Origin of the sequence: Agromyces zhanjiangensis, assembly GCF_040496055.1 — a bacterium.
Lineage (GTDB): Bacteria > Actinomycetota > Actinomycetes > Actinomycetales > Microbacteriaceae > Agromyces > Agromyces zhanjiangensis.
The window spans coordinates 215,224-240,253 of sequence record NZ_JBEPKB010000003.1; the positions used below are offsets into that span (position 1 = coordinate 215,224).

Here is a 25,030-nt window from a genome sequence, read left to right on the forward strand (position 1 = left end):
CATGCCCGCGGTCGTGCTGATCGGAGCACAGTGGGGCGACGAGGGCAAGGGCAAGGCGACCGACCTGCTCTCCTCGCGCCTGGACTACGTCGTGAAGTTCAACGGCGGCAACAACGCCGGGCACACGGTCGTCGTCGGCGACGAGAAGTACGCCCTGCACCTGCTGCCCTCCGGCATCCTCACGCCCGGCGTCACGCCCGTGATCGCGAACGGCGTGGTGGTCGACATCGAGGTGCTCTTCGAGGAGATCGAGGGGCTCGAGTCGCGCGGCGTCGACACGTCGCAGCTGAAGATCTCGGCGAACGCGCACGTGATCACGCAGTACCACCGCACGCTCGACAAGGTCACCGAGCGATTCCTCGGCAAGCGCCAGATCGGCACGACCGGCCGTGGCATCGGACCGGCGTACGCGGACAAGATCAACCGGGTCGGCATCCGGATGCAGGACCTCTTCGACGAGAACATCCTGCGGCAGAAGGTCGAGGGCGCGCTCGACCAGAAGAACCACCTGCTGCTGAAGGTCTACAACCGCCGCGCGATCGAGGTCGACGAGATCGTCGACGACCTGCTCGGCTACGTCGACCGGCTCCGCCCGATGGTCACCGACACGTCGCTGCTGCTGCACCGCGCGCTCGAGGCCGGCGAGACGGTGCTCTTCGAGGGCGGACAGGCCACCATGCTCGACGTCGACCACGGCACGTACCCGTTCGTCACGTCGTCGAACGCGACGTCGGGCGGCGCGGTCACGGGCTCGGGCATCGCCCCCAACCGCATCGATCGCGTCATCGGCATCGTGAAGGCGTACACGACCCGGGTCGGCTCGGGCCCGTTCCCGACGGAGCTCTTCGACGACTGGGGCGAGTTCCTCGCCGAGAAGGGCCACGAGTTCGGCACCACCACGGGTCGTCGTCGCCGCACCGGATGGTACGACGCGCCCATCGCGCGGTACACCGCCCGGGTGAACGGCGTGACCGACTTCGTGCTCACGAAGCTCGACGTGCTCACCGGCATCGACCGCATCCCGGTCGCGGTCGCGTACGACGTCGACGGCGTGATCATGGAGGAGGTCCCGGTCTCGCAGTCCGACTTCCACCATGCGAAGCCCGTCTACGAGGAGTTCCCCGGCTGGACCGAGGACATCTCGGGTGCGCGCTCGTTCGACGACCTGCCGGCGAACGCGCAGAGCTACGTGCGCGAACTCGAGGCGATGTCGGGCGCCCGCTTCTCGGCGATCGGCGTCGGCCCCGGCCGCGACGAGATCGTGCAGCTGAACGACCTGCTCGACTAGCGCGACGCGCTCGCCTGGCTCGACCGGCTCGCCTGGCCGCCCGCACGGGAGGAACTTCCGCACGACACGCCGGCGCGGCATCCGTTCGCGGCGGCGCGTCGGGGAGTTCCCCCTCCCGACGCACGTGAGGGTCCGCGCCGCGGCGCGTGCCAGACTTGCCGAGTGCCCGCCAGTCGTCCGCTCATCCACACGCTCGAAGGTCGTCGCGTCGCGCTGACGCCACTCGTCGAGGGCGACTTCCCGGCGCTGCGGGAGGCGATCGGGCGACCCGAGGTGTTCGCCGGCGGCTTCGCGGGTGGGCCGTCCGCGCTGCCGTCGGACGACGCGGCGTTCGCGGCATTCGCGCACGCCTCGTACACGCCCGCGCTCGACGCGATCCCGTTCGCCGTGCGCCTCCGCGGCGGCCCCGACGACGGCGCGCTCGTCGGGGCGACGAAGCTCGGCGACCTCGACCTGCCGAACGAGTCCGCCCACATCGGCTGGACGGGCTTCGACCCGCGCGTGTGGGGTACGGCCGTGAACCCCGAGGTGAAGCTGCTCATGCTCGGCCTCGCGTTCGATCACGGCTTCGGCCGGGTGAAGCTGCAGGCGGATGCCGTCAACGCGCGCTCCCGCGCCGCGATCGCGAAGCTCGGCGCGAGCTTCGAGGGCGTCCATCGGCGCGCGATGCGCCGGCCCGACGGCACGTGGCGCGACACGGCGGTCTACGCGATCCTCGTCGACGACTGGCCCGCCGTGCGAGACGGGCTCCTGGCGCGACTCGCGGCGTGGGGTGATCGGCCCGTGACGCTGGCCGACTGACGGCGTCCGGCGACGCGGCATGCGCCGTCATCCGTCGCACGCTGCCATTCGGCATGCGCCCCCAGAACGGGGGAAATGCTCCGTTCCCGGCTTGCCGCCCCTCAGCGCCCGGAGTACACAGACCGTGTCAGGGGGGACTCTCTGGCATCGGACACGGGGAGCGGGCGCTCGGGGGAACGCCCGCGGTGGGGATGCCGACGGCATCCGCACGCCCGTTCGACGTCGAAAGGGCACGAACATGCAACGGACCCGAGCGGCGGCCATCGCGGTCGCCGGCATCTCGCTCGCCGCGCTCGTCGGGAGCGCGACGCCCGCGGTCGCGATCGGAGCGACCACGTACATCGACCCCGTCGACCCGGCGGCGCTCGCGCAGACGCTCGTCGGGCCCGGCGTGGGCATCTCGAACGTCACCTACGTCGGCGACCCGGTCAGCGCGGGGTCGTTCAGCGGCGGTGCGGCATCGGTCGGGTTCGACGCCGGGGTGACGCTCGGCAGCGGCGACATCGCCGACACCGTCGGGCCGACGAACGACGATCCGGCGACGACGACCGCCGTCGGCACCGCCGGCGACGCGGACCTCACGGCGCTCTCAGGCTTCCCGACGTTGGACGCAGCCGTGATGGAGTTCGACTTCACCGTTCCCGCAGGGGCGACCACGATCTACTTCCAGTACGCCTTCGGCTCCGAGGAGTACAACGAGTACGTCAATACCAGGTTCAACGACACGTTCGCGTTCTACGTGAACGGCGTGAACTGCGCGGTCGTGCCGGATCCCGCGATCCCGGGAGGCACCCTCCCGGTGACGGTGAACTCGGTCAACAACGGCAATCCCTTCGGCGATCCGACGCCGACGAACCCGGCCTTGTACCGGGACAACACGGCGAGCCCGAACCCGTTGCCGACCGAACTCGACGGGCTCACGATCCCGCTCACGTGCATGGCCCCGGTCGACCCGAACATCACGAACCACATGAAGCTCGCGATCGCCGACGCCAGCGACCCGAACCTCGACAGTGCGGTCTTCATCGAGGCCGGTTCGCTCTCGATCACGCCACCGGCCGGCAGTGGCAAGGTCACGGGCGGCGGTCGCGTCGACCTCGCCGACGGCGCGGTGACGTTCGGCACCACGGTGATCCGCGACGAGCAGGGGCTCCGCGGCAACCTGCAGGTCAACGACCACCGCACGGGCGACCGGTTCCACGGCTACGACGTACTCGCGTTCTCGCAGAGCGGCAACGAGGCGACCTGGTCGGGTGACGGGCGCCTCAACGGCGAGGACGGCTACTCGTTCGAGGTGACGGTCGTCGACAACCGCAACGGCAACTCCGCCAAGAAGGGCGCGCCCGACACCGTCTCGATCGTCATCACCGATGACACGGGTGCGGTCGTCTGGGGCCTCGACCCGGCGGTCGACCTGCTCAAGGGCAACATCACGGTCCACAAGTAGACGGGGTGCCCGGCCCCGCGCCCGTGGTGGTGCGGGGCCGAGGCATGCCACCGGGCAGGAACGTGCCCGGTCGTCCGCACGTCCGGCGTGGTCGGCGGCTCAGCCTCGATCCCGCTCCGGGAGGTGCAGCCGGGCGAGGAACGCGTCGGCGCCGCTCGGCATCCGTCGCCGGTCGCCCCGCGAGACGAGCACGGTCACGAGCACCGCGAGCGGCACGGTCCAGGCGGCCGGCTGCTCGATGAGGGGGCGGATGGCGGGCGCCGCGGCCGCGAGGACGGCGCCGCCGAGGATCGCCGCGCCCGAGAGCGTCGCACCGGTCGCCATGCCCGCGATGGCCCCGCGCGCGGTCAGCCCGCGCCACCAGATGCCGAGGATCAGCACCGGGCAGAGCGTCGACGCGGTGAAGGCGAACACGAGCCCGACGCTGCCCGCGAGCCCCGCGGGTTCGGTGGCGAAGGCGACGACGAGCGGCACCGCCGTGGAGGCGAACGCGGCGATCCGGAAGCCCCGCACGCTGCCGCCGAGGAGGTCCTGCGAGATGACACCCGCGACCGAGACGACGAGGCCCGACGACGTCGAGAGGAATGCGGCGAACGCGCCGCCGATGACGAGCGCGGTCAGCAGGTCGCCCCACACGCCCGGCAGCAGGCGGTCGGGCAGCACGAGCACGAGGGCGTCGGCCTCGCCCGGCGTCGCGAGGTCGGGCGCGAACGCCCGGCCGAGCAGCCCGAAGAGGGTCGGGAAGGCGTAGAACACCGAGAGCAGCACGAGCACGATGACGGTGGTACGGCGTGCCGCGGGCCCGTCGGGGTTCGTGTAGAACCGCACGAGCACGTGGGGGAGTCCGAGGGTGCCGAGCAGTAGCGCGACCATGAGCGACACCGTGCGGTAGACGTCGAGGGCGCCCGGGCCGGCGGCGGCGGGGAAGGCCTCCGCCGGCGCGAGCTCGGGGTCGACGGCGCCCGTGACGATGAGCAGCGCGATGACGGGCACCGCGATCGCCGCGAGCTTCAGCCAGAACTGGAACGCCTGGACGAACGTGATCGACCGCATGCCGCCCGATGCGACGACGATCGCGACGAGCGCCGCCACCGCGACCGAGCCGACCCAGCTCGGTAGGCCGGTGGTGATCCGCACCGTGAGCGCGGCGCCCTGGAGCTGCGGCACGATGTAGAGCCACCCGATCACGACGACGAGCAGGCTCGTGACCCGCCGCACGGCGACGGATTCGAGCCGGGCCTCCGTGAAGTCGGGGATCGTGTACGCGCCCGACCGCCGGAGCGGCGCGGCGACGAAGAGCAGCAGCATCAGGTACCCGGCCGTGTAGCCGATCGGGAACCACATGCCGCCGGCGCCGGTCAGCAGTATCAGCCCCGCGATGCCGAGGAACGACGCCGCCGACAGGTACTCGCCGCCGATCGCGGACGCGTTCCACCACGGCCGCACGGTGCGGCTCGCGACGTAGAAGTCGCTCGTCGTGCGCGAGATCCGCAGCCCGTAGAAGCCGATGAGCACCGACACGAGGGCCACGGCGGCGATCGCCGTGTAGCCCACCGCGGGGCTCACTCCTCCTCCGCGAGGGAGCGGTACCGGGCCTCGTTGCGGGACGCGACCCGCACGTACAGCGCCGCGACGGTGATCGCGAGCGGGTACACGCCGAAGCCGAGGAGCAGCCACGAGACGGGCACGCCCGCGACGAACACGCCGTCGAGCGCGGGTGCGACGACGGCGAGGACGAACACGACGGTGGCGAGCACGAACCCGCCGGCGCAGATCAGCGCGAGGCGGAGCTGCGACCGGATCAGCGAGCGCACGTAGACCGAGTGGATGTCGGTGGGGCCCGTGTCTGTCCCGGGCCTGCGCACGCGCGCCGCGGGTCGGCGGTCGGATGCCGCGGGGCCGCCGTTCCGCGGAGCGGTCACCCGAACCCTGGGCGGCGGTGCCGTCGGTCCGTGCTCGTCGCCGCCCGGCGCGCCCCCGCTCACGGCCTCGCCCGCGGCGTCGCCGCCTCGAGTCGTTCGCGGAGGCCCGGCAGCAGCCGCCGGCTCACCGGCAGCTCGGCCTGCCCGACCACGATCGTCGGACGGTCGCCGCCCAGCCGGACCCGCGTCACGTGGGGGAGCGCGACGAGGTAGGACCGGTGCACGCGGACGAAGCCCGCGTCCGCCCACTGCCGCTCGAGGTCGGACATGGGCACGCGCACGAGGTAGCTCGCCTCGTCGGTGTGCAGTCGCGCGTAGTCGCCCTGCGCCTGCACGTACCGCACGTCGTCCCGACGGATCATGCGGGTCGTGCCGCCGAGGGTCACGGCGATCATCTCGTGGCGTGCGGCCGCGGCATCCGTCGCCTGCCCCTGCCCCATCGACTCGACGACGCGGGTGATCGACCGGTGCAGCCGCTCGGTGCGGACGGGCTTCAGCAGGTAGTCGACGGCGGCCAGGTCGAAGGCCTCGAGGGCGCCCTCCTCGTCAGCGGTGACGAAGACGAACGCCGGCCTGTGCTCGAACCGCTGCAGGGCCCGCGCGAGGTCGAAGCCCGACAGGCCGGGCATGTGGATATCGAGGAACGCCGCGTCGACGGGCTCGCGCGTGAGGATCCGGATCGCCTCCGCGCCGGACGTGGCGCGGTGGATCGTGCCGATCCGCGGGTCCTGGCCGAGCAGGAACGCGAGCTCGTCCACGGCGGGCTGCTCGTCGTCGGCGATGAGGACCGAGATCACGGCACCAGTCTCCCATCCGGCTCGGCGGGCCGGCCCGCCGGGGCGTCGACGGATGCCGCGGAGCGACCGGGCTGCGACTTCGGCACGCGCATCCGCACCAGCGTGCCCGCGCCGACGTTCGTCTCGACGACGAGGCCGTGCTCGTCGCCGTAGACCTGCCGCAGGCGCGCGTCGACGTTGCGGAGGCCCACGTGCTCGCCCGGCGTGCCCCCGGCGAGCACCTGCGCGGCGACCTCCGGGTCGATGCCGACGCCGTCGTCCTCCACCGTGATCTCGGCGAACGCGCCGCGATCCTCCGCGGTGATCGTGATGCGCCCGCCGCCCTCCTTCGCCTCGAGGCCGTGCCGCACGGCGTTCTCGACGAGCGGCTGCATCGACAGGAACGGGATGACGGTCGAGAGCACCTCGGGCGCGACCTGCAGCGTCACCCGGAGGCGGTCGCCGAAGCGCGCGCGCTCGAGCTTCAGGTAGGAGTCGATCGATCGCAGTTCCTCGGCGACGGTCGTGAAGTCGCCGTGGCGGCGGAACGAGTAGCGCGTGAAGTCGGCGAACTCGAGCACGAGCTCACGGGCCTTCGCGGGGTCGGTGTTGATGAACGACGCGATCGCGTTCAGCGAGTTGTAGATGAAGTGCGGGCTGATCTGCGCGCGCAGCGCGCGCACCTCGAGCTCCGCGAGCGCCGCGCGCGACGCGTCGAGCTCGCCGAGCTCGACCTGGGCGGCCACCCACTCGGCGACCTCGCCCGTCGCGCGCACGAGCCCGGCGCGGACCCGCCCCGCGAAGGCGACGACCGCGCCAACGGGGACGCCGTCGGCGAGGATCGGCGCGGCCGCGGCATCCGTCTCGCCCGACGGGGTCGGGACCCGCCGATCGACCTGCGGCCGCCCGGTGCCGACGGCCTCCTCGGCCAGCCGCTCCGCGGCGGAGACGAGCGTCTCGTCGCCGTCGACCGCGACGGGGCCGCCCGTCATCACGAGCGCGAGCGTGTCGGCGCCGAGCATCGCCTTGAGGTGCCGCGCCGCGCGCGCGGCATCCGTCTCGGTCATGTCGCCGCGCAGGTGCTTCGCCGCCCGCGACGCCAGGTGGAGGGTCTCGTAGGTGGCCCGCTCGGCGTCGGTGCCCAGGTCCTTCGACTGCACCGCGAGGCGCCGCAGCAGCACCACGACGCCCACGGCGAGCGCGCCCGCGACGACGCCGGCAGCGGTGGCGAGCAGCATCGACTCGGGCATGCATGTGACTGTAGCCGTCGTTCGTCGCCGCCTCGCGCCGTTCGTCGCACGGTCGGCGCCGTTCACCGACGACGAGCGGTCGGACCCCCCGGCGCGGTATCCGCAGGTTCAGCATGGACGCATTGCGACCGCAGCGGCGCGGGGCCTGCCCCGGCCGCACCCCCTCGAAGGAGAGACGCCATGGGCAATGAGGCCCTGAGAGCGGATGTCGACCTGAGTCACGTCGACTACCCCGCCGTGCAGCAATCCGCGGAGTTCCAGGAGCTCCGCAAGACCCACCGCAGTTTCGTCTTCCCCGTCCTCTCGGCGTGCCTCGTCTGGTACTTCGCGTACGTGCTCCTCGCCGTCTACGCGGTCGACTTCATGTCGACGCGCGTCGTCGGCAGCGTGAACGTCGCGATGGTCCTGGGCCTCGCGCAGGTGGTCACCACCTTCGCCGTGACGATGTGGTACGTCCACTACGCGAACAAGCGGCTCGACCCGCAGTCCGAGAAGATCCGCACCGAGATCGAGTCCGGTGACTTCGAGACCGAGGGGGCGGTGCGCTGATGTTCGCGTTCGAAGCGGCGACGAGCTCGCCCGGCAACCCCTGGCTCAACATCGGCATCTTCGGTGCGTTCGTCGCGGTGACGATGGTCATCGTGTTCCGCGCCAGCCGGAACAACAAGACCGCGGCCGACTACTACGCGGCAGGCCGTTCGTTCACGGGCGGCCAGAACGGCTCGGCCATCGCGGGCGACTACCTCTCGGCGGCATCGTTCCTCGGCATCGTCGGCGCGATCGCCCTGAACGGGTACGACGGATTCCTGTACTCGATCGGCTTCCTCGTCGCCTGGCTCGTCGCGCTCCTGCTCGTCGCGGAGCTCCTCCGCAACACGGGCAAGTTCACGATGGCCGACGTGCTCTCCTTCCGCCTGAAGCAGCGGCCCGTCCGAATCGCGGCGGCGACGACGACCCTCGTGGTGTGCTTCTTCTACCTGCTCGCGCAGATGGCGGGCGCCGGCGGGCTCGTGTCGCTGCTGCTCGGCGTGGGCGACCAGGTCGGCCAGGCCGTCGTCATCACCGTCGTCGGCGCGCTCATGATCCTCTACGTGCTCGTCGGCGGCATGAAGGGCACCACCTGGGTCCAGATCATCAAGGCCGTGCTGCTCATCGCGGGCGCCGGCGTCATGACGGTCTGGGTGCTCGCGCTCAACGGCTTCGACTTCTCGGCGCTCCTCGACAAGGCGGTGGCCGTGGCGGAGAACCCGGCGATCCTCGACCCGGGCCTGAAGTACGGCGTCTCGGAGCTCAGCAAGATCGACTTCATCTCGCTCGGCCTCGCGCTGGTGCTCGGCACCGCGGCCCTCCCGCACGTGCTCATGCGCTTCTACACGGTCCCGACCGCGAAGGAGGCGCGCAAGTCGGTCGTCTGGGCGATCTGGCTCATCGGCATCTTCTACGTGTTCACGCTCGTCCTCGGCTACGGTGCGGCGGCCCTCGTCGGCCCGTCGGTCATCGCGGCGGCTCCCGGTGGCCCGAACTCGGCGGCCCCGCTGCTCGCGTTCGCGCTCGGCGGTCCGGTCCTCCTCGGCCTGATCTCCGCGATCGCGTTCGCGACGATCCTCGCGGTCGTCGCCGGCCTCACGATCACCGCGGCGGCCTCGTTCGCGCACGACATCTACGCGTCGGTCGTGAAGAAGGGCAAGCCCGAGCCGGGCGCCGAGGTGAAGGTGGCGCGCCGCACGGTCGTCATCATCGGCGTCGTCGCGATCATCGGCGGCATCGGGGCGAACGGCCAGAACGTCGCGTTCCTCGTGGCGCTCGCGTTCGCGGTGGCCGCGTCGGCGAACCTGCCGACGATCGTCTACTCGCTGTTCTGGAAGGGGTTCACCACCAAGGGCGCCCTCTGGAGCATGTACGGCGGCCTGATCTCGGCGATCGTGCTCATCGTCTTCTCGCCGGTGGTCTCGGGCTCCGAGACGTCGATGCTGAAGACCGAGGCGATCGACTTCGCGATCTTCCCGCTGTCGAACCCGGGCATCGTCTCGATCCCGCTCGCCTTCCTCCTCGGATGGATCGTGAGCAAGTTCGACAAGACGGTCGAGAGCGCGGAGAAGCAGGCCGAGATGGAGGTCCGATCGCTCACCGGGCTCGGCGCCGAGAAGGCGGTGAGCCACTAGAGACTCCGGCGGCCGCTCCGGGATGGGGTGCGGGCGGCCGCCGGACACGACTGCGACGGGGTGGGACCGCCTGCCCACGACCTCGTCGCCGGCACGACGGGGGCGGATGCCTCGGGCCCAGCGCCCGGCATCCGCCCCCGTTGCGCTGCGCCGACGCCACCGGCGCCGGCCGCCGCCGACCGCCGGCCGCCGAGGTCGGTGCCACGCGGGCTCTGCACCCGGAGTTGTCGGCGTGTCGGCGGGAAGTTCCTCCCGAGCGAGCGCAGCAGGTGCCCGCGGCGCTCAGCGCGAGCGGCGACGACGTGCGAAGCCGACCCAGAGCAGCGCGAGCCCGCCGATCGCGATGATCGGGCCGATCACGGCCCACATCGTGACCCCGGACATCACCGAGCCGGGAAGGATCCCGACGCCCTGGAGGGTCCAGACGGTGCCCGCGAGGGCGAGCACGGCGCCGACGACGATCAGGAGCAGGTTCATCAGACGGTCCTTTCCACGGGGTGCGGGGCACCCGATCCCCACTCGAGCACGGTATGGGAGGAGGATCCGGGCGACACGCCGCCCGCGCCATCCGCTCGGGCGGCGTGTCGCCCGGAAACTCCTCCCGTACGTGCGAGCGCGCGGCCGCGAGCGTGCTGCCGCAGGGCGCGCGGCCCTCCGTCTACATGTTGATCATGTGCCCCGTGAGCCCGTGGAACGCCTCCTGGAGCGCCTCCGAGAGCGTCGGGTGGGTGTGCACGTTGCGGGCGAGCTCGAGCGCGCCGAGGTCCCACTTCTGCGCGAGCGTGAGCTCGGGCAGCAGCTCCGAGGCGTCGGGGCCGATGAGGTGGCCGCCGAGCAGCTCGTAGTGGGTCTTGTCGGCCACGAGCTTCACGAAGCCGACCGGGTCGCCGAGGCCGTTCGCCTTGCCGTTCGCGGTGAACGGGAACTTGGCGGTGATCACGTCGTAGCCCTCGTCGCGCGCCTGCTGCTCGGTGAGGCCGAACGAGGCGACCTGCGGCGAGCAGAACGTGGCGCGGGGCATCATCCGGTAGTCGCCGAGCTCCATCGTCTCGGCGTCGGCGATGGTCTCGGCCGCGACGACGCCCTGCGCCTCGGCGACGTGCGCGAGCATGAGCTTCGCGGTCGCGTCGCCGATGGCGTAGATGTGCGGCACGTTGGTGCGCATGCGCCCGTCGATCGCGATGGCGCCGTGCTCGGTGAGCTGCACGCCCGTGGCGTCGAGGCCGAAGCCCTCGACGTTCGGTGCGAAGCCCACCGCCATGAGCACCCTGTCGACGACGAGCGAGCCTGGCTGGCCGTCGGCACCCGTGTAGGTCACCGTGACCTGCGTGCCCTGGTCGGTGACCGTCTCGACCTTCGTGGAGGTCAGGATCGGGATGCCGAGGTTGCGGTACTGCCGAGTGATCTCCTTGGAGACCTCGGCGTCCTCGTTCGGGAGCGCGCGGTCGAGGAACTCGACGACCGTCACCTCGACGCCGTAGTTGCGCAGGATGTAGGCGAACTCCATGCCGATCGCACCCGCGCCGACGATGGCGATCGAGCGCGGCAGGTCGCGCGTGAGGATCTGGGTCTCGTACGTCACCACGTTGTCGGAGAGCTCGACGCCCGGGAGGAGGCGCACCCTCGAGCCCGTCGCGATGATCGCGTGGTCGAAGGTCAGCGACTCGACCGATCCGTCGCCCTTGGCGACGTCGATGCCGTTCGGGCCGGTGAACGAGCCGCGGCCGTCGAACTCGGTGATGCCGTTCTTCTTCATGAGGAAGTGCACGCCCTTGACGTGCTTCTCCGACACCTGGCGGCTGCGGTCGTACGCCGCGCCGAAGTCGAAGTGCACGTCGCCCGAGATGCCGAAGGTCGAGGCCTGCGCGTGGAAGATGTGCGCGAGCTCGGCGTTGCGCAGCAGCGCCTTCGAGGGGATGCAGCCGACGTTGAGGCAGACCCCGCCCCAGTACTTCTCCTCGATGACGGCGACCTTCCGGCCGAGCTGGGCGGCGCGGATGGCGGCCACGTAGCCGCCCGGACCCGCGCCCAGGACGATGACGTCGAAATGGCTGGTCATGGCGCCAAGCCTAGGCGGGCCGCGCACGATCGGCACGGGTCGGGCCCAAGCCGGGGGCACGGTGCCAGGTGCCCCGCTCGGACTCCTGCCTGCCAACGTTCGGCGGGTTCCGGACATCGCATCCGGCAGCCCTCGCGGAGGCCGGTCGCCGGTCGTACCGTGAACGGGTGAGCAGGAGCACCACCACCGGCACCGTCCCCGGCACCCCGTCCGCGACCGACCGCGCACCGCGTGCGGGCGGCCTTCGCACCTGGGCCCAGTTCCTCGCGGCGGGACTCGTGTGGGGTGCGAGCTTCCTCTTCATGGCGGTCGCGCTCACGGGAATCTCGTTCACCCAGGTCGCGTGGACGCGCACCGTGCTCGGCGGCCTCACGCTCGGCCTGGTCGTGCTGGTGGCGCGGCCCCGCGTCGAGGGCGGCCCCGTGCTGCCGAGGCAGCCCGTGGTGTGGCTGCATTTCCTCGTGATCGGCGTGCTCGGCTGCGTCATCCCCTTCCTGCTCTTCTCGTGGGCGCAGCAGAGCGTGACCTCGAGCCTCGCGTCGATCCTCAACGCGACGACGCCGATCATGACGGCGCTCATCGCGACGCTCGCGTTCCGCGTCGAGCGGCTCGACGCGTCGCGGTGGCTGGGCGTGCTCGTCGGCATCGCGGGCGTCGTCGTGATCATCGCGCCGTGGCGCTCGGAGCTCGCGGGGAGCCTCGCGGGCCAGCTCGCGTGCCTCGGTGCGACCGCCTGCTACGGCGCCATGTTCGGCTACACGCGCAAGTTCCTGAGCGGCCGGCCGATCGCGCAGACCACGTTCGCGTTCCTGCAGGTCGGCATGGGCGCCGCCGTGATGCTGATCCTCACACCGCTGCTCGCGGTCGGCCCGGTGCGCCTCGACGCCGCGATCATCGTGTGCCTCGCGATCCTCGGCATCCTCGGCACGGGGCTCGCATACGTCTGGAACATCGGCGTCATCCGCGACTGGGGCCCGACGAACGCGTCGACCGTCACCTACGTCACGCCCGTGGTGGGCGTCGTGCTGGGCGTGCTGGTGCTCAGCGAGCCGCTGTCGTGGAACGAGCCGGTCGGCGCCCTCGTCGTCATGCTCGGCATCCTGCTGGCGCAGGGCCGGGTGCGGATGCCGTTCGCGCGCCATTCGGCGACCGCCGGCTGACGCACGCTCGCGACGGCCGGCCGACGCCCGCTCGCGTGCATCGGCACGACGATCGTGCCGCGACGCCGCCGATCATCGGCGGGACCCTGTGCAGCCGCGGCGCGATGTGATGAGGTGAGCAGGTGACGAGCGCCTCGCAGCCCGCCCCCGACCCCGCCGCCGATGCGACCGCCTCCGCGGCGGGCCTCGCCGCGGCGTTCCGCGCGGGGGTGACGACGCCCGTCGAGGTCGCCGAGGATGCGCTCGCCCGCATCGCGCGCTTCGAGCCGGTCGTGAACGCGTTCTCCGACCACGATCCGAGCCTGGTGCGAGCGGATGCCGCAGCCAGCGCCGAGCGCCACCGGCGCGGTTCCCCGCTCGGCCCGCTCGACGGCGTGCCCGTGACGGTGAAGGAGAACATGCTGCGCGCCGGCGTCCCGGCGCGGTCGGGGTCCGCGGCATCCGCGCCGGTCGTGCCCGACGCAGACTCGCCGATCGTGGCCCGGCTCCGCGAGGCGGGCGCCGTCATTCTGGGGTCGACGACGATGCCCGACTGGGGCATGCTCTCGTCGGGTGTCTCGAGCCTGCACGGCATCACGCGGAGCCCGCTCGACCCGACGCTCACGGTCGGCGGGTCGAGCGCGGGGGCCGGCGCCGTCGCCGCGGCGGGCATCGGGCCGATCCACATGGGCACCGACATCGGCGGGTCGGTCCGATTCCCCGCGGCGTGGCTCGGCCTCGTCGGGCTGAAGCCGAGCGCTGGTCGCGTGCCGATCGATCCGCCATACCTGGGGCGCGCCGCCGGACCGATCGGGCGCCGCGTCGCCGACCTCGCCGCGGCGATGGCGGTCGTCACGCGGCCCGACGTGCGCGACCACACGTCGCTGCCGTACGAGGAACTCGACTGGGCCGATCCAGGGCTCGACGTGCGCGGGCTCCGCATCGCCGTGCACACCGACGCCGGGGCCGGGCTGCCCGTCGAGCCCGAGATCGCCGCCGCGGTCCGGTCGGCGGCGGAGCGGTTCGCCGCGGCCGGGGCCGAGGTCGTCGAGGTCGCGCCCTTCCTCGACGACGGGCTGCTCGGGCAGGTCGACCGGTTCTGGCGGGTGCGGTTCCGGCGCACCTATGACGAGCTCCCGCCGGAGGCGCGCGAACGGGTGCTGCCGTACATCGCCCGGTGGGTCGCTCCCGGCGCGGAGGTCTCCGGTGTCGGTGCGCTCGCCGCCTACGACGACATCGGGGTGCTCCGGCACCGCACGGTGCTCGCGACGGCGCCGTTCGACGCGGTGCTCTCGCCGGTCGCGCCCATGGCCGCGTTCCCCGCCGAGCGGCCGATGCCGTGGGGTGAGGAGGACCTCGGGATGGCGCACATCGCGTTCACGCTCCCGTACAACATGTCGGGCCAGCCGGCCGTGAGCATCAACGCCGGGACGACGACGGACGGGCGTGCGATCGCGCTGCAGGTCGCGGGTGCGCGTTTCGCGGACCTCCGCGTGCTCGCGCTGGCCGCGTGGTGGGAGCGCGAGCGTCCCGCGGATGCGGCGGTGCCGTCCATCCCGGACGCGCCACCGCAATCGGGTCGGAATACCGCCTAGGGGTATCACGTTCGACTTGGCATAGGTACCCCATCGGGGTATCTTCGAACACGATCCGATCCAGATGAGGAGAACCCGATGATCGAGCGCGAGTACCAGGTGACCGGAATGACGTGCGGGCACTGCGAGCTGTCGGTGCGCGAAGAGGTCGAGCAGGTGGTCGGCGTGACCGGCATCCGGGTCTCGGCCGGCGCCGGCACCCTGACCCTCTCGGCCCCGGCCGACCTCGACGACGCCGGCGTGATCGCCGCGGTCGAGGAGGCCGGCTACTCGGCCGTGCGCGTCTGAGCACTCGCACGCCCGTCCGACCTGCGCGGACCGCGGCGAGCGCGACGGCGGCCCCTCCGCCGTCGCACCACCGAACTCCGGCCGATGCGTCGGCCGCCTGGACCTCGAACGAGGAGGATCCGATGGATCACCAGCACACCGGACGCGGCGGCCACGCCGCCGCCGAGGCATCAGCCGACGACCTGCGCGGCCTCGCGGTCTCGCACCGGGGCATCACGCTCTCCGATCTCGCCGCGCCCGCCCGCGCCGGCGAGGCGGGCGAGATCTCCTTCACCCTGACGGATGCCTCAGGGGCTGCCGTCACCGCGGTCGAGATCTCGCACGACCGACCGCTCCACCTCATCGTGGTGCGGACCGACGGCGCGCACTTCCGGCACGTCCACCCCGAGCTCGACGACGACGGCACGTGGCGCATCCCGTTCGCGTTCGACGCTGCTGGCACCCACCGCGTGTTCGCCGACGTCACGCCATCCGAGCTCGGCGAGGCGATCACGCTGACGAGCACGATCGAGGTGGCGGGCGAGTTCCGCCCCGAACCGCGCGTCGCCGACGTCAGGACGTCGACCGTCGCCGGCCTCGCCGTCGAGGTCGTGGGAGCGCTCGTCGCCGGCAGGGTGAGCGAGCTCGTCTTCACCGTCACGCGCGACGGCGAACCCGTGACCGCGCTCGAGCCGTACCTCGGCGCGTACGGGCACCTCATCGCGCTCCGGCAGGGCGACCTCGCCTACCTGCACGTGCACCCCCTGGGCGAGCCGGGCGACGGCGTGACCGAGCCCGGGCCCGAGATCGTGTTCATGGCGATCGCGCCGACGGCCGGCCGCTACCTGCTCTACCTCGACGTGCAGGAGGGCGGGGTCGTGCGGTCGATCCCGTTCGTCGTCACGGCGACGGGGCCGGCGGGCGAACAGGCGACGGAGGCCACGGGCCGCGCCGCGCAGGGCGCCGGCGCGCACGGCCACGCTGCGCACGGCGCCGGCGCGCGCGGTGGGGGTCACCCGTGACGGACCTCGAAACCGGATCCGCCGACCGGCAGGTCGTGGAACTCGAGATCGCCGGTATGACCTGCGCCTCGTGCGCGATGCGCATCGAGAAGAAGCTCAACCGGCTCGACGGCGTCACCGCGACGGTGAACTACGCGACCGAGAAGGCCCGCGTCGCGGTGCCCGACGGTGTGGATACGGCCGAGCTCATCGCGACGGTCGAGGCGGCGGGCTACCGCGCCGAACTCCCGCCGCCTCCGGCTCCGGCCGGTGACGCCGCCGGCCCCGCCGAGACCCGCGCCGACTCCGAGCTCCGATCGCTCCGCCGGCGCCTCGTCGCCTCCGTCGTGCTCTCGGTGCCTGTGATCCTCCTCGCGATGGTCCCGGCCCTGCAGTTCACGTACTGGCAGTGGGCCTCGCTCGCGCTCGCGGCGCCCGTCGTGACGTGGGCGGCCTGGCCGTTCCACCGCGCGGCGCTCGTCAACCTGCGGCACGGCGCCGCGACCATGGACACGCTCGTCTCCATCGGCGTGACGGCGGCGTTCCTCTGGTCGCTCTACGCGCTCTTCCTCGGCACCGCGGGCATGCCGGGCATGGTCCACGGCTTCGAGGTCACGGTCGCCCCGAGCGACGGCGCGTCGAACCTCTACCTCGAGGTCGCCGCGGGCGTGACGATGTTCGTGCTGCTCGGCCGGTACCTCGAGAAGCGATCCAAGCGCGCCGCCGGCGCGGCGCTCCGCGCCCTGCTCGAGCTCGGAGCGAAGGACGTCGCGGTCCTCCGCGACGGCGTCGAGGCGCGAATCCCCGTCGAGCGACTCGCGGTCGGCGACGCCTTCGTCGTCCGCCCCGGCGAGAAGATCGCGACCGACGGCGTCGTGATCGAGGGTCGCAGCGCCATCGATGCGTCGCTCGTGACCGGCGAGTCGGTGCCGGTCGAGGTCGAGGTCGGCGATGCCGTCATCGGCGCCACCGTGATCGCGGGCGGACGCCTCGTCGTCCGCGCCACCCGCGTCGGGGCCGACACGCGACTCGCGCAGATGGCGAGACTCGTCGAGGACGCCCAGGCAGGCAAGGCGCAGGTGCAGCGGCTCGCCGACCGCGTCGCGGGCGTGTTCGTGCCGATCGTGATCCTCATCGCGGTCGCGACGCTCGGCACGTGGCTCGCCATCGGGTTCCCGCCCGCCGCGGCGCTCACCGCGGCCGTCGCGGTCCTCATCATCGCCTGCCCATGCGCGCTCGGCCTCGCGACCCCGACGGCACTGCTCGTCGGCACCGGGCGCGGCGCCCAGCTCGGCGTGCTCATCAAGGGCCCGGAGGTGTTGGAATCGACCCGTCGAGTCGACACCGTCGTGCTCGACAAGACCGGCACCGTGACGAGCGGGCGGATGTCGCTCGCGAGCGTGCACGCGGCCGACGGCGTCGACGAGGCCGACCTGCTGCGCCTCGCGGGCGCGCTCGAGAACGCCTCCGAGCACCCCGTCGCGAAGGCGATCGCGGATGGCGCGGCGGCGCGCGTCGGCGCCCTGCCGACGCCCGAGTCGTTCGAGAACGATCCGGGGCTCGGCGTGCACGGCGTCGTCGACGGGCACCTCGTGCTCGTCGGCCGGCCCGCACTGCTCGCCGAGTGGGCGGTCGAGCCCGACGCGCGGGTCGCGGCATCCGTCGCCGTCGTCGAGGCCGAGGGCCGCACGGCCGTCGTCGTCGCCTGGGACGGTCACGTGCGCGGCGCGCTCACCGTGGCCGACGCCGTGAAGCCGACGAGCGCCGATGCGATCGCGCGGCTGCGGAAGCTCGGCCTCGAACCGATCCTGCTCACGGGCGACAACCAGGCCGTCGCGCGGCAGGTCGCCGCCGAGGTCGGCATCGAGCGCGTCGTCGCCGAGGTGCTGCCGGCCGACAAGGCGTCGGTGGTCGCGCGCCTGCAGGGCGAGGGTCGCGTGGTCGCGATGGTCGGCGACGGCGTGAACGACGCCGCGGCGCTCGCGCAGGCCGACCTCGGCATCGCGATGGGCACGGGCAGCGACGTCGCGATCGAGGCCGCCGACCTGACGCTCGTGCGCGGCGACCTGCTCGCCGCCGTCGCCGCCATCCGGCTGTCGCGGCGCACGCTCGGGGTGATCCGGGGGAACCTGTTCTGGGCGTTCGCGTACAACGTGGCCGCGATCCCGCTCGCGGCGCTCGGACTCCTCAACCCGATGCTCGCGGGTGCGGCGATGGCGTTCTCGAGCGTGTTCGTCGTCGGCAACAGCCTGCGCCTCCGCGCGTTCCGATCGGCGGTCCCGACCGCCTAGGGTCGAAGCATGACCGCCGAGACTCCCGACCGCGCCGCCGACCCCAGCCAGACCCGGGGCGACGGCGCGGTCGACGAACGCGACGCTGCGATCAGCATGCTGCTCGGCATCCGTTCGAGCATCGACAACATCGACGCGGCGCTCATCCACCTGCTCGCGGAGCGGTTCAAGTTCACGCAGCAGGTCGGCCGCCTGAAGGCCGAGCACGGCCTCCCGCCGAGCGATCCCGACCGCGAGAAGCGGCAGATCGAGCGGCTCCGCTCGCTCGCGGAGGACGCCCACCTCGACCCCGCGTTCGCCGAGAAGTGGTTCAACTTCGTCGTCGCCGAGGTGATCCGCCACCACGAGGAGATCGCCGACGGCTCCGGGTCGGACCGCGCGTGAACTGGTACCCGACGCGGGTGCCGCCGCAGGCCGGGCGGCAGGTGCTCGTCACGGGTGCGAACGCCGGGCTCGGGTTCTTCACCTCCGCACGCCTGGCTCGGGCCGGCGCGCACGTCACGCTCTCGGGGCGCAGCCCCGAGCGGCTCGCCGCGGCGGTCGCAGCGATCCGCGGGCGGATCCCGGGTGCGTCCCTCGACACGCTCGTGATCGACACGTCATCGCTCCAGTCCGTGCGCGCGGGTGCCGACCGGCTGCTCGATCGCGCGCCGCTCGACGCGGTGGTCCTGAACGCCGGCATGGTGCACACCCCGACGCGTCGGCAGGAGTCGGTCGACGGCGACGAACTGGTGCTCGCGACGAACGTCCTCGGCCACTTCGCGCTGCTCGCCGAGGTCGTCCCCCACCTCTCGCGGGGCGCGCGCGTCGTCACGGTCAGTTCGCTCTCGACGAGGCTGTCGACGTTCCGCGTCGACGACCTGCAGTCGACCCGGTCGTACGACTCGTGGCGCGCGTACGCGCAGTCGAAGATCGCGGGCGCCGCGCTCGCGTTCGAGCTCGACCGGCGGCTGCGCCGCGCGGCGACGGATGCGGCGGAGGCGGTCGGCGCGGCATCCGTCACACCCCGCGTGCACAGCATCGTCGCCCACCCGGGCTACTCGATCTCGGGGCGCACGCCGCGCGTGCCCGGCGTGAACCAGCCGCCGACCGCCGACCGGTTCGCCGACGCCCTGCAGGCGGTGTGGGCCCAGGGCAAGCATCGGGGTGCGGAGGCGATCGTGCACGCGCTCACCGCCGACGACGTGGAGGGCGGCCAGTTCTGGGGCCCGAAGTGGATGGTCAAGGGCGCGCCCCGGCTCGCCACCCCGACCCGCACGAGCCGCGACGCCCGCATCGGCGCCAAGGTCTGGGCGTTCGCCGAGGATGCCGTCGGCCGCGCCTTCGACGTCGGAGCGGGCTCGTGATCCGGGGGATGGTCTCGCGCTGGTGGTCGCAGCCGGGAGTCCGGCTGCGCATCGCCCGCGTGGTCGTCGTGATCGGCGTCGTGCTCGGCCTGTTCGGGGTCCTCAGCGGGCGATACGGCTTCCTCTTCGCCGGGATCATCGTCGTCGGGCTCGGTGCGGGGCTCGGGCCGGCCCGTATCCGGAAGCGGCGCGAGTAGGTTCCGCCCGACCCGAGCGCGTAACGTGTCCGCATGATCAGCCGCGACCTCGCCCTGCAGTTGCGCGACGCCGGCCTGGTCTGGCATCCCGACTCCGGCGACCGGTTCCAACTCGACCTGCCGAGCGACGTCGAGGCCGAGGTCGAGGCCGACACGTTCACCGTGAGCGAGATGACGATCGAGACGCGTCGCTACCCGACGGGCACGATCCTCGCCTTCAACGGGACGACCGAGTGGGCGCTCGACTCCGTCGCGCTGGCCGACGCGGTCTGGCTGCCTCGCGAGGACCAGCTGCGCGACCTGCTCCGCGCCACGTTCCGGAGCCTGCGCCGACTGTCCGACGCGTTCGAGGTGTCGATCGAGGTCTCGGGCGAGCCGCTCGCGTTCGAGCACCCCGACGCCGCCGAGGCCTACGGCATGGCGCTCCTCGCGCTGATCGAGCGCACGCGCTGAGCCGCACGCGTCCCCGCCGGCCGGGGTCCGAGCCCACCCGATGCGCGTTCGGGCCCGGTCGACGGGTTCGTGCACGCCCGCCGGGCGCTGCGGGGACGCGCCTGCGTAGGCTCGGACACATGGGCGAAGCGGATGCCGCGGGCGCGATCGAGCAGGCGCGTGACGCCGTCGGGCGGGCGGTGCTCGCGCTGCGCGAGGCGGCCGCGCGGACCGAGACGCTCGCGGAGTTCGTCCCTGGCCGACGTGTGCTCGGCATTCCGCGGGCGCCGCGCATGCGGGTGATCGGGCCGGTCTGGCGGCTGGGCGTGCTGCTGCTCGACGCAGACGGGCGGCTCTACTCGACCGGACGCGTCGTGCGAGCCGAGCGCGCGGTGCGCAGGAGCGTGCTCGCCGAGTCCGTCGCCGAGCAGCGGGCGTACCGCGCGGCCGCGATCCGCGGCGGGATCGCCGAGGGGGCGAGCGTGGTGTTCGACGCCGTACCGCTCGACCTCGACGCCGACGTGCTCGCGCTCGCCGACGCCGGCCCGCTCGTGCTCACCGCGGGCGTCGACGGCGCGGCCGTCGTCGGCGTCCGCTGGAATCCGGCATCCGCCGACGCGGTGCTGCCGCTCGGGTCCTACCTCGCCGAGCGGGTCGACCTGCTCGCGCATCCTCCGCAGGGCGCGTGACCCGGCCTCCCCGCTATGCGTCGAGTTGCCGCCTGCCGAGGGAATCCCGCCCGCTTCACGACCGGAGGTGGCATCTCGGCGGGCGTGGGTCGGGCCGGCCGGGCTCCCGGGTCGGACTCGGTGGGCGGGGCGTCCGTCCGGCTCGGGCGCTGCTCCTGCTCGGCGATCGACTCGATGACCGAGTCCTGCAGTCCGCGCTGCCCGGTGTGCAGTTCCTGGTAGGTCTCGCCGGCGCTCATGAGCGGGCCGAACGCCGCGTGGGCGCGTCGTCCCCGGGGCGCCCGGATGGCGCGCACCGTCATGCCGACCACGAGCGCCGCGCCGAACAGCGCGGCGAGGGCGAAGACCACAGCCTCCATCAGAACCCGAACGCCGTGACGGCCGGCAGGCCGCCGTCGCGCCATCCCTCGAGCGCGAACCGCTCGTGGTGCACCAGCCGCTCGGGCAGGTCGTCGAGCGCGAACCACTCGAGCGCACTCGCCTTGTCGGGCTCCGCGAGCACCGGCTCGCCGCGCCAGCGGCGGGCTTCGAAGAACACGTCGAGCCGCTGGTCGATCGGCAGCCCGGTGGGTGCGGTGCGGTGCATCGCGGTGATCGGCTCGAGGTCGGACTCGGCGACCTCGACCCCGATCTCCTCGAGCGTCTCGCGCACCGCGCCGGCCATGAGCGTCTCGCCCGGATCGACGTGCCCGGCCGCCGACGCGGCCCACCACCCGTCGTAGTAGCCGGTGCCCGCTCGCATCTGCAGGAGCACGCGCTCGCCGTCGACGAGGAACACGTAGGCCGCGGGGATCAGCGCGAACGTGCCGTGCTCGGCGGCGTACGCCGCCGGGTACGACTGCCGCGGCTCGTCCGACATCGGCCGCCGATCCGCCCGCTCAGTACCCGACGACGGGGCCGAACGCGTCGGCGAGCGGGGCGCGGTTGACACCGCGGAGCTCGTCGATCGACACCGTGAACGCGCCCTGCACCTCGAGCGAGCCCGACGCGGCATCCGTCACGCCGATGCGGCGCACCGGGTAGCCGCGACCCTCGCAGAGGCCGCGGAACTTCACGTCGTCCTCGCGCGGCACGGTCACGATGACGCGACCCGACGACTCGGAGAAGAGCGCCGTCGCGAGGTCGATGCCGGCGTCCTCCGCGACCTCGCCGAGGAACACGCGAGCGCCCACGCCGAAGCGGGCGACGCCCTCGGCCAGCGCGATCGCGAGCCCGCCGTCGGAGAGGTCGTGCGCCGAGTCGATCAGGCCTTCGACCGCCGCCGCCCGGAGCAGCTCGGCGAGCTGCTTCTCGCGACCGAGGTCGACGAACGGGGGAATGCCGCCGAGGTGGTCGTGCACGACGCCGGCCCACGCGGAGCCGTCGAGCTCGGCGTAGGTCTCGCCGAGCAGGTAGATGTTGTGGCCCTCGTCCTGCCAGCCCGACGGGATGCGGCGTGCGACGTCGTCGATCACGCCGAGCACCGCGACGACGGGCGTCGGGTGGATCGGCACGTCGCCGGTCTGGTTGTAGAAGCTGACGTTGCCGCCCGTGACGGGGATGCCGAGCTCGAGGCATCCGTCGGCGAGGCCCGTGACCGCCTCGGCGAACTGCCACATGACCTCGGGGTTCTCGGGGCTGCCGAAGTTCAGGCAGTCCGAGATGCCCATCGGGGTCGCGCCGGTCACGGCGACGTTGCGGTACGCCTCGGCGAGCGCGAGCTGCGCGCCGCGGCGCGGGTCGAGCTGGCAGTAGCGCCCATTCGCGTCGGTGGCGACCGAGACGCCGAGCCCCGACTCCTCGTCGACGCGGATCATGCCCGCGTCGTCGGGCGCGGCGAGCGCGGTGTTGCCGAGCACGTAGTGGTCGTACTGGTTCGTGATCCACGCGGCATCCGCCTGGTTCGCCGAGCCCACGAGCTGCAGGAACTGGGCGCGCAGCTCGTCGCCGGCGTCGTCGGCGGGGCGGGCGAGCGACGCGGCCGTATCGGCCTGCAGGGCCTCCAGGTACGACGGGACGGTCATCGGCCGCTCGTAGACGGGCCCGTCGACCGCGACCGTGCGCGGGTCGACGTTCACGATCTCCTGGCCGCGCCAGGTGATCGAGAGGCGTCCGGAGTCGGTCACCTCGCCGAGCACGCTCGTCTCGACGTCCCACTTCTGCACGACCTCCATGAAGCCGGCGAGCTTCTCGGGCTTCACGATCGCCATCATGCGCTCCTGGCTCTCGCTCATGAGGATCTCCTCGGGCGTGAGCGAGGGGTCGCGCAGCAGCACGTCGTCGAGCACGATCGCCATGCCGCCGTCGCCGTTCGCCGCGAGCTCGCTGGTCGCGCACGAGATGCCGGCCGCACCGAGGTCCTGGATGCCCTCGACGAGGTCGCCCGCGAAGAGCTCGAGGCAGCACTCGATGAGCACCTTCTCGGCGAACGGGTCGCCGACCTGCACTGCGGGGCGCTTGGTCGGGCCGCCCTCGGCGAACGTGTCGGACGCGAGGATCGACGTGCCGCCGATGCCGTCGCCGCCCGTGCGGGCGCCGAAGAGCACGACCTTGTTGCCGACGCCCTTGGCGTTCGCGAGGTGCAGGTCCTCGTGCCGCAGCACGCCCACGGCGAGGGCGTTCACGAGCGGGTTCTTCTGGTACACCGGGTCGAACCACGTCTCGCCGCCGATGTTCGGCAGCCCGAGGCAGTTGCCGTAGAAGCTGATGCCGGCGACGACGCCGTGCACGACTCGCGCGGTGTCGGGGTCGTCGATGCGGCCGAAGCGCAGTGCGTCCATGACGGCGACCGGGCGGGCGCCCATCGAGATGATGTCGCGCACGATGCCGCCGACGCCGGTCGCGGCGCCCTGGAACGGCTCGATGAAGCTCGGGTGGTTGTGCGACTCGATCTTGAACGTGACCGCCCAGCCCTCGCCGATGTCGAGCACGCCGGCGTTCTCGCCGATGCCCACCATGAGGTGCTGCTTCATCTCGGGCGTGACCTTCTTGCCGAACTGGCGCAGGTGCACCTTGCTCGACTTGTAGGAGGCGTGCTCGCTCCACATCACGGAGTACATGGCGAGCTCGGCGCTCGTGGGGCGACGGCCGAGGATGTTGCGGATCCGCTCGTACTCGTCGGGCTTGACCCCGAGCGCCGCGTACGGCTGCTCCTTCTCGGGCGTCGCCTTCGCGACCTCGACGGTGTCGAGCACCGGCGTCGTGCGGGCCGCGGCCCCGTCGTGGGCAGCGGTCGTGGCGGGTGCGTCAGTCACGGTGTGGCGAGCTCCTGGAAACGGCGGCGAGACGGATGCCGCGGGCGGATGCCGGACCCCCCGAGTCTACCCGTCGCGCTCACGTGAGCAGCGCGCGTGCCCGCACCCGCATCCGCGCCCGCCGCCCGCGCTCCCCGCCCGCGCTCCCCGCCCGCGCCTGCTCCGCTCGCGCTGCCGGCCGCGCCTGCTCCGCTCGCGCTGCCGGCCGCCCGAAGTGAGGTTCTTGCGGTGGAGCAGACCTCGAAACTCGACTTTGGCGCAGAAACCTCACTTCGAGGGCATCACTTGGCGCGCGAGAACGCGGCGGCCCGCTCGACCTGGTCGCGCGTGAGCGCGACGCCCGTGTACCGCTCGAACTGGCGGGCGGCCTGGAGTGCGACGACCTCGGCCCCCGTGATCACGGGGGTGCCCGCGGCGCGGGCCGCCGCGATGAGCGGCGTCTCGGCGGGGAACGCCACCACGTCGAAGACCGTCGAGGCGCGTTCGATGAACCGTTCGCCGAAGGCGAGCGCCGCGGCATCCGCGCCCTGCATGCCGAGCGGCGTGACGTTCACGATGACGTCGAAGGATGCCTCCGGCTCGTCGGCGACCCACGCGTAGCCGTACTTCGCCGCGAGCACCGGTCCGGCCTCCGCGTTGCGGGCGAGCACGGTGAGGTCGCCGAAGCCGGCGCCGCGGAACGCCGCGACCACGGCCTTCGCCATGCCGCCGGACCCGCGTACGACGACGCGGGCCGCGGGGTCGAGGCCGTGCTCGGCGATGAGCTGGGCGACCGCCTCGTAGTCGGTGTTGGATGCCGCGAGCCGGCCGTCGTCGTTCACGATCGTGTTCACCGACTCGATCGCCGCGGCCGAGTCCTCCATCACGTCGACCAGCGGGATCACGGCCTCCTTGAACGGCATCGACACCGAGCAGCCGCGGAAGCCGAGTGCGCGCATGCCGCGGATCGCACCCCCGAGGTCGTCGGTCGTGAACGCCTTGTAGAGGAAGTTCAGGCCGAGCTCGTCGTAGAGGAAGTTGTGGAAGCGCGTGCCGAGGTTCGACGGGCGACCGGAGAGCGAGATGCAGACCTGCATGTCCTTGTTGAGGATCGGCATGCCGCCATTCTCCTCGTCGCCGTGCCATGGATATGTTG

At 72.5% G+C, this 25,030-nt stretch carries 24 protein-coding genes; 15 read left to right on the top strand and 9 right to left on the bottom strand.

Annotated elements, in window-relative coordinates; all coding sequences use genetic code 11:
- Nucleotide 1: 1 nt before the first annotated feature.
- The 3 genes from ABME02_RS07270 to ABME02_RS07280 all read left to right on the top strand — a co-directional run bounded on the left by ABME02_RS07270 (nt 2) and on the right by ABME02_RS07280 (nt 3,536).
- Nucleotides 2-1,288, top strand: a complete 1,287-nt coding sequence (locus tag ABME02_RS07270; protein ID WP_353814606.1) for an adenylosuccinate synthase — start codon at nt 2-4, stop codon at nt 1,286-1,288.
- A gap of 162 nt (nt 1,289-1,450) precedes the next feature.
- Nucleotides 1,451-2,089, top strand: a complete 639-nt coding sequence (locus ABME02_RS07275; RefSeq protein WP_353814607.1) for a GNAT family N-acetyltransferase — start codon at nt 1,451-1,453, stop codon at nt 2,087-2,089.
- 238 nt (nt 2,090-2,327) lie between these two features.
- Nucleotides 2,328-3,536: a choice-of-anchor L domain-containing protein gene (locus ABME02_RS07280; RefSeq protein WP_353814608.1), complete on the top strand. Its 1,209-nt coding sequence runs from the start codon at nt 2,328-2,330 to the stop codon at nt 3,534-3,536.
- A 99-nt stretch (nt 3,537-3,635) separates the two neighbouring features.
- On the opposite strand, the gene ABME02_RS07285 is transcribed toward ABME02_RS07280, so the two are convergent.
- From ABME02_RS07285 to ABME02_RS07300, 4 genes are read right to left on the bottom strand one after another with little or no spacing between them, the layout of a single operon-like run.
- Nucleotides 3,636-5,102: a sodium/solute symporter gene (locus tag ABME02_RS07285; protein WP_353814609.1), complete on the bottom strand. Its 1,467-nt coding sequence runs from the start codon at nt 5,100-5,102 to the stop codon at nt 3,636-3,638.
- Nucleotides 5,099-5,458, bottom strand: a complete 360-nt coding sequence (locus ABME02_RS07290) for a DUF485 domain-containing protein (RefSeq protein ID WP_353814610.1) — start codon at nt 5,456-5,458, stop codon at nt 5,099-5,101. Before ABME02_RS07290 ends, ABME02_RS07285 begins: the two co-directional genes overlap by 4 nt.
- A 59-nt stretch (nt 5,459-5,517) precedes the next feature.
- A complete protein-coding gene (locus ABME02_RS07295) occupies nt 5,518-6,255 on the bottom strand; it encodes a LytR/AlgR family response regulator transcription factor (RefSeq protein WP_353814611.1) in 738 nt (245 codons plus the stop codon).
- Nucleotides 6,252-7,484, bottom strand: a complete 1,233-nt coding sequence (locus ABME02_RS07300) for a sensor histidine kinase (protein WP_353814612.1) — start codon at nt 7,482-7,484, stop codon at nt 6,252-6,254. Before ABME02_RS07300 ends, ABME02_RS07295 begins: the two co-directional genes overlap by 4 nt.
- A gap of 180 nt (nt 7,485-7,664) precedes the next feature.
- Between ABME02_RS07300 and ABME02_RS07305 the strand changes: the two genes are divergently transcribed.
- Both ABME02_RS07305 and ABME02_RS07310 read left to right on the top strand, forming a co-directional pair.
- Nucleotides 7,665-8,033 carry a DUF485 domain-containing protein gene (locus ABME02_RS07305; protein ID WP_353814613.1) on the top strand — a complete coding sequence of 123 codons (369 nt, stop codon included), beginning with the start codon at nt 7,665-7,667 and terminating at the stop codon, nt 8,031-8,033.
- On the top strand, nt 8,033-9,646 hold the full coding sequence (locus ABME02_RS07310; RefSeq protein WP_353814614.1) for a monocarboxylic acid transporter: 1,614 nt from the start codon (nt 8,033-8,035) through the stop codon (nt 9,644-9,646). The genes ABME02_RS07305 and ABME02_RS07310 overlap by 1 nt, the downstream gene beginning before the upstream one ends.
- A gap of 282 nt (nt 9,647-9,928) precedes the next feature.
- On the opposite strand, the gene ABME02_RS07315 is transcribed toward ABME02_RS07310, so the two are convergent.
- The gene (locus tag ABME02_RS07315) at nt 9,929-10,123 is read right to left on the bottom strand and encodes a hypothetical protein (RefSeq protein ID WP_353814615.1); all 195 of its coding nucleotides are present in this window, start codon (nt 10,121-10,123) and stop codon (nt 9,929-9,931) included.
- 181 nt (nt 10,124-10,304) lie between these two features.
- A complete protein-coding gene (gene lpdA, locus ABME02_RS07320) occupies nt 10,305-11,705 on the bottom strand; it encodes a dihydrolipoyl dehydrogenase (RefSeq protein ID WP_353814616.1) in 1,401 nt (466 codons plus the stop codon).
- Nucleotides 11,706-11,872: 167 nt separating this feature from the next.
- On the opposite strand from lpdA, the gene ABME02_RS07325 reads away from it, so the two are divergent.
- The 10 genes from ABME02_RS07325 to ABME02_RS07370 all read left to right on the top strand — a co-directional run bounded on the left by ABME02_RS07325 (nt 11,873) and on the right by ABME02_RS07370 (nt 20,662).
- Nucleotides 11,873-12,865, top strand: coding sequence for a DMT family transporter (locus tag ABME02_RS07325; RefSeq protein ID WP_353814617.1), 993 nt, complete (start codon nt 11,873-11,875; stop codon nt 12,863-12,865).
- 122 nt (nt 12,866-12,987) lie between these two features.
- On the top strand, nt 12,988-14,439 hold the full coding sequence (locus ABME02_RS07330) for an amidase (protein WP_353814618.1): 1,452 nt from the start codon (nt 12,988-12,990) through the stop codon (nt 14,437-14,439).
- 78 nt (nt 14,440-14,517) lie between these two features.
- Complete coding sequence (locus ABME02_RS07335; protein ID WP_353814619.1) at nt 14,518-14,727, top strand: heavy-metal-associated domain-containing protein; 210 nt, start codon at nt 14,518-14,520, stop codon at nt 14,725-14,727.
- Nucleotides 14,728-14,849: 122 nt separating this feature from the next.
- Nucleotides 14,850-15,728 (top strand): DUF8832 domain-containing protein, encoded by an 879-nt coding sequence (locus ABME02_RS07340; protein ID WP_353814620.1) that lies wholly within the window; start codon nt 14,850-14,852, stop codon nt 15,726-15,728.
- The gene (locus ABME02_RS07345) at nt 15,725-17,998 is read left to right on the top strand and encodes a heavy metal translocating P-type ATPase (protein ID WP_353814621.1); all 2,274 of its coding nucleotides are present in this window, start codon (nt 15,725-15,727) and stop codon (nt 17,996-17,998) included. The genes ABME02_RS07340 and ABME02_RS07345 overlap by 4 nt, the downstream gene beginning before the upstream one ends.
- Nucleotides 17,999-18,007: 9 nt before the next feature.
- Entirely contained in the window at nt 18,008-18,382 is a 375-nt protein-coding gene (locus tag ABME02_RS07350) for a chorismate mutase (protein WP_353814622.1), read from the top strand.
- A complete protein-coding gene (locus tag ABME02_RS07355) occupies nt 18,379-19,344 on the top strand; it encodes an SDR family NAD(P)-dependent oxidoreductase (RefSeq protein WP_353814623.1) in 966 nt (321 codons plus the stop codon). Before ABME02_RS07350 ends, ABME02_RS07355 begins: the two co-directional genes overlap by 4 nt.
- Nucleotides 19,341-19,541 carry a hypothetical protein gene (locus tag ABME02_RS07360; protein ID WP_353814624.1) on the top strand — a complete coding sequence of 67 codons (201 nt, stop codon included), beginning with the start codon at nt 19,341-19,343 and terminating at the stop codon, nt 19,539-19,541. The genes ABME02_RS07355 and ABME02_RS07360 overlap by 4 nt, the downstream gene beginning before the upstream one ends.
- Nucleotides 19,542-19,574: 33 nt before the next feature.
- Nucleotides 19,575-19,994, top strand: a complete 420-nt coding sequence (locus ABME02_RS07365) for a pilus assembly protein CpaE (RefSeq protein ID WP_353814625.1) — start codon at nt 19,575-19,577, stop codon at nt 19,992-19,994.
- Nucleotides 19,995-20,113: 119 nt separating this feature from the next.
- On the top strand, nt 20,114-20,662 hold the full coding sequence (locus ABME02_RS07370; protein WP_353814626.1) for a hypothetical protein: 549 nt from the start codon (nt 20,114-20,116) through the stop codon (nt 20,660-20,662).
- Between the two features lie 358 nt (nt 20,663-21,020).
- On the opposite strand, the gene ABME02_RS07375 is transcribed toward ABME02_RS07370, so the two are convergent.
- The 3 genes from ABME02_RS07375 to ABME02_RS07385 form a co-directional block, all read right to left on the bottom strand.
- Nucleotides 21,021-21,521, bottom strand: a complete 501-nt coding sequence (locus ABME02_RS07375; protein ID WP_353814627.1) for an NUDIX hydrolase — start codon at nt 21,519-21,521, stop codon at nt 21,021-21,023.
- Nucleotides 21,522-21,540: 19 nt separating this feature from the next.
- Complete coding sequence (purL, locus tag ABME02_RS07380; protein WP_436408244.1) at nt 21,541-23,895, bottom strand: phosphoribosylformylglycinamidine synthase subunit PurL; 2,355 nt, start codon at nt 23,893-23,895, stop codon at nt 21,541-21,543.
- A gap of 281 nt (nt 23,896-24,176) precedes the next feature.
- Nucleotides 24,177-24,992 (bottom strand): shikimate 5-dehydrogenase, encoded by an 816-nt coding sequence (locus tag ABME02_RS07385; protein ID WP_353814628.1) that lies wholly within the window; start codon nt 24,990-24,992, stop codon nt 24,177-24,179.
- Nucleotides 24,993-25,030 lie beyond the last annotated feature (38 nt).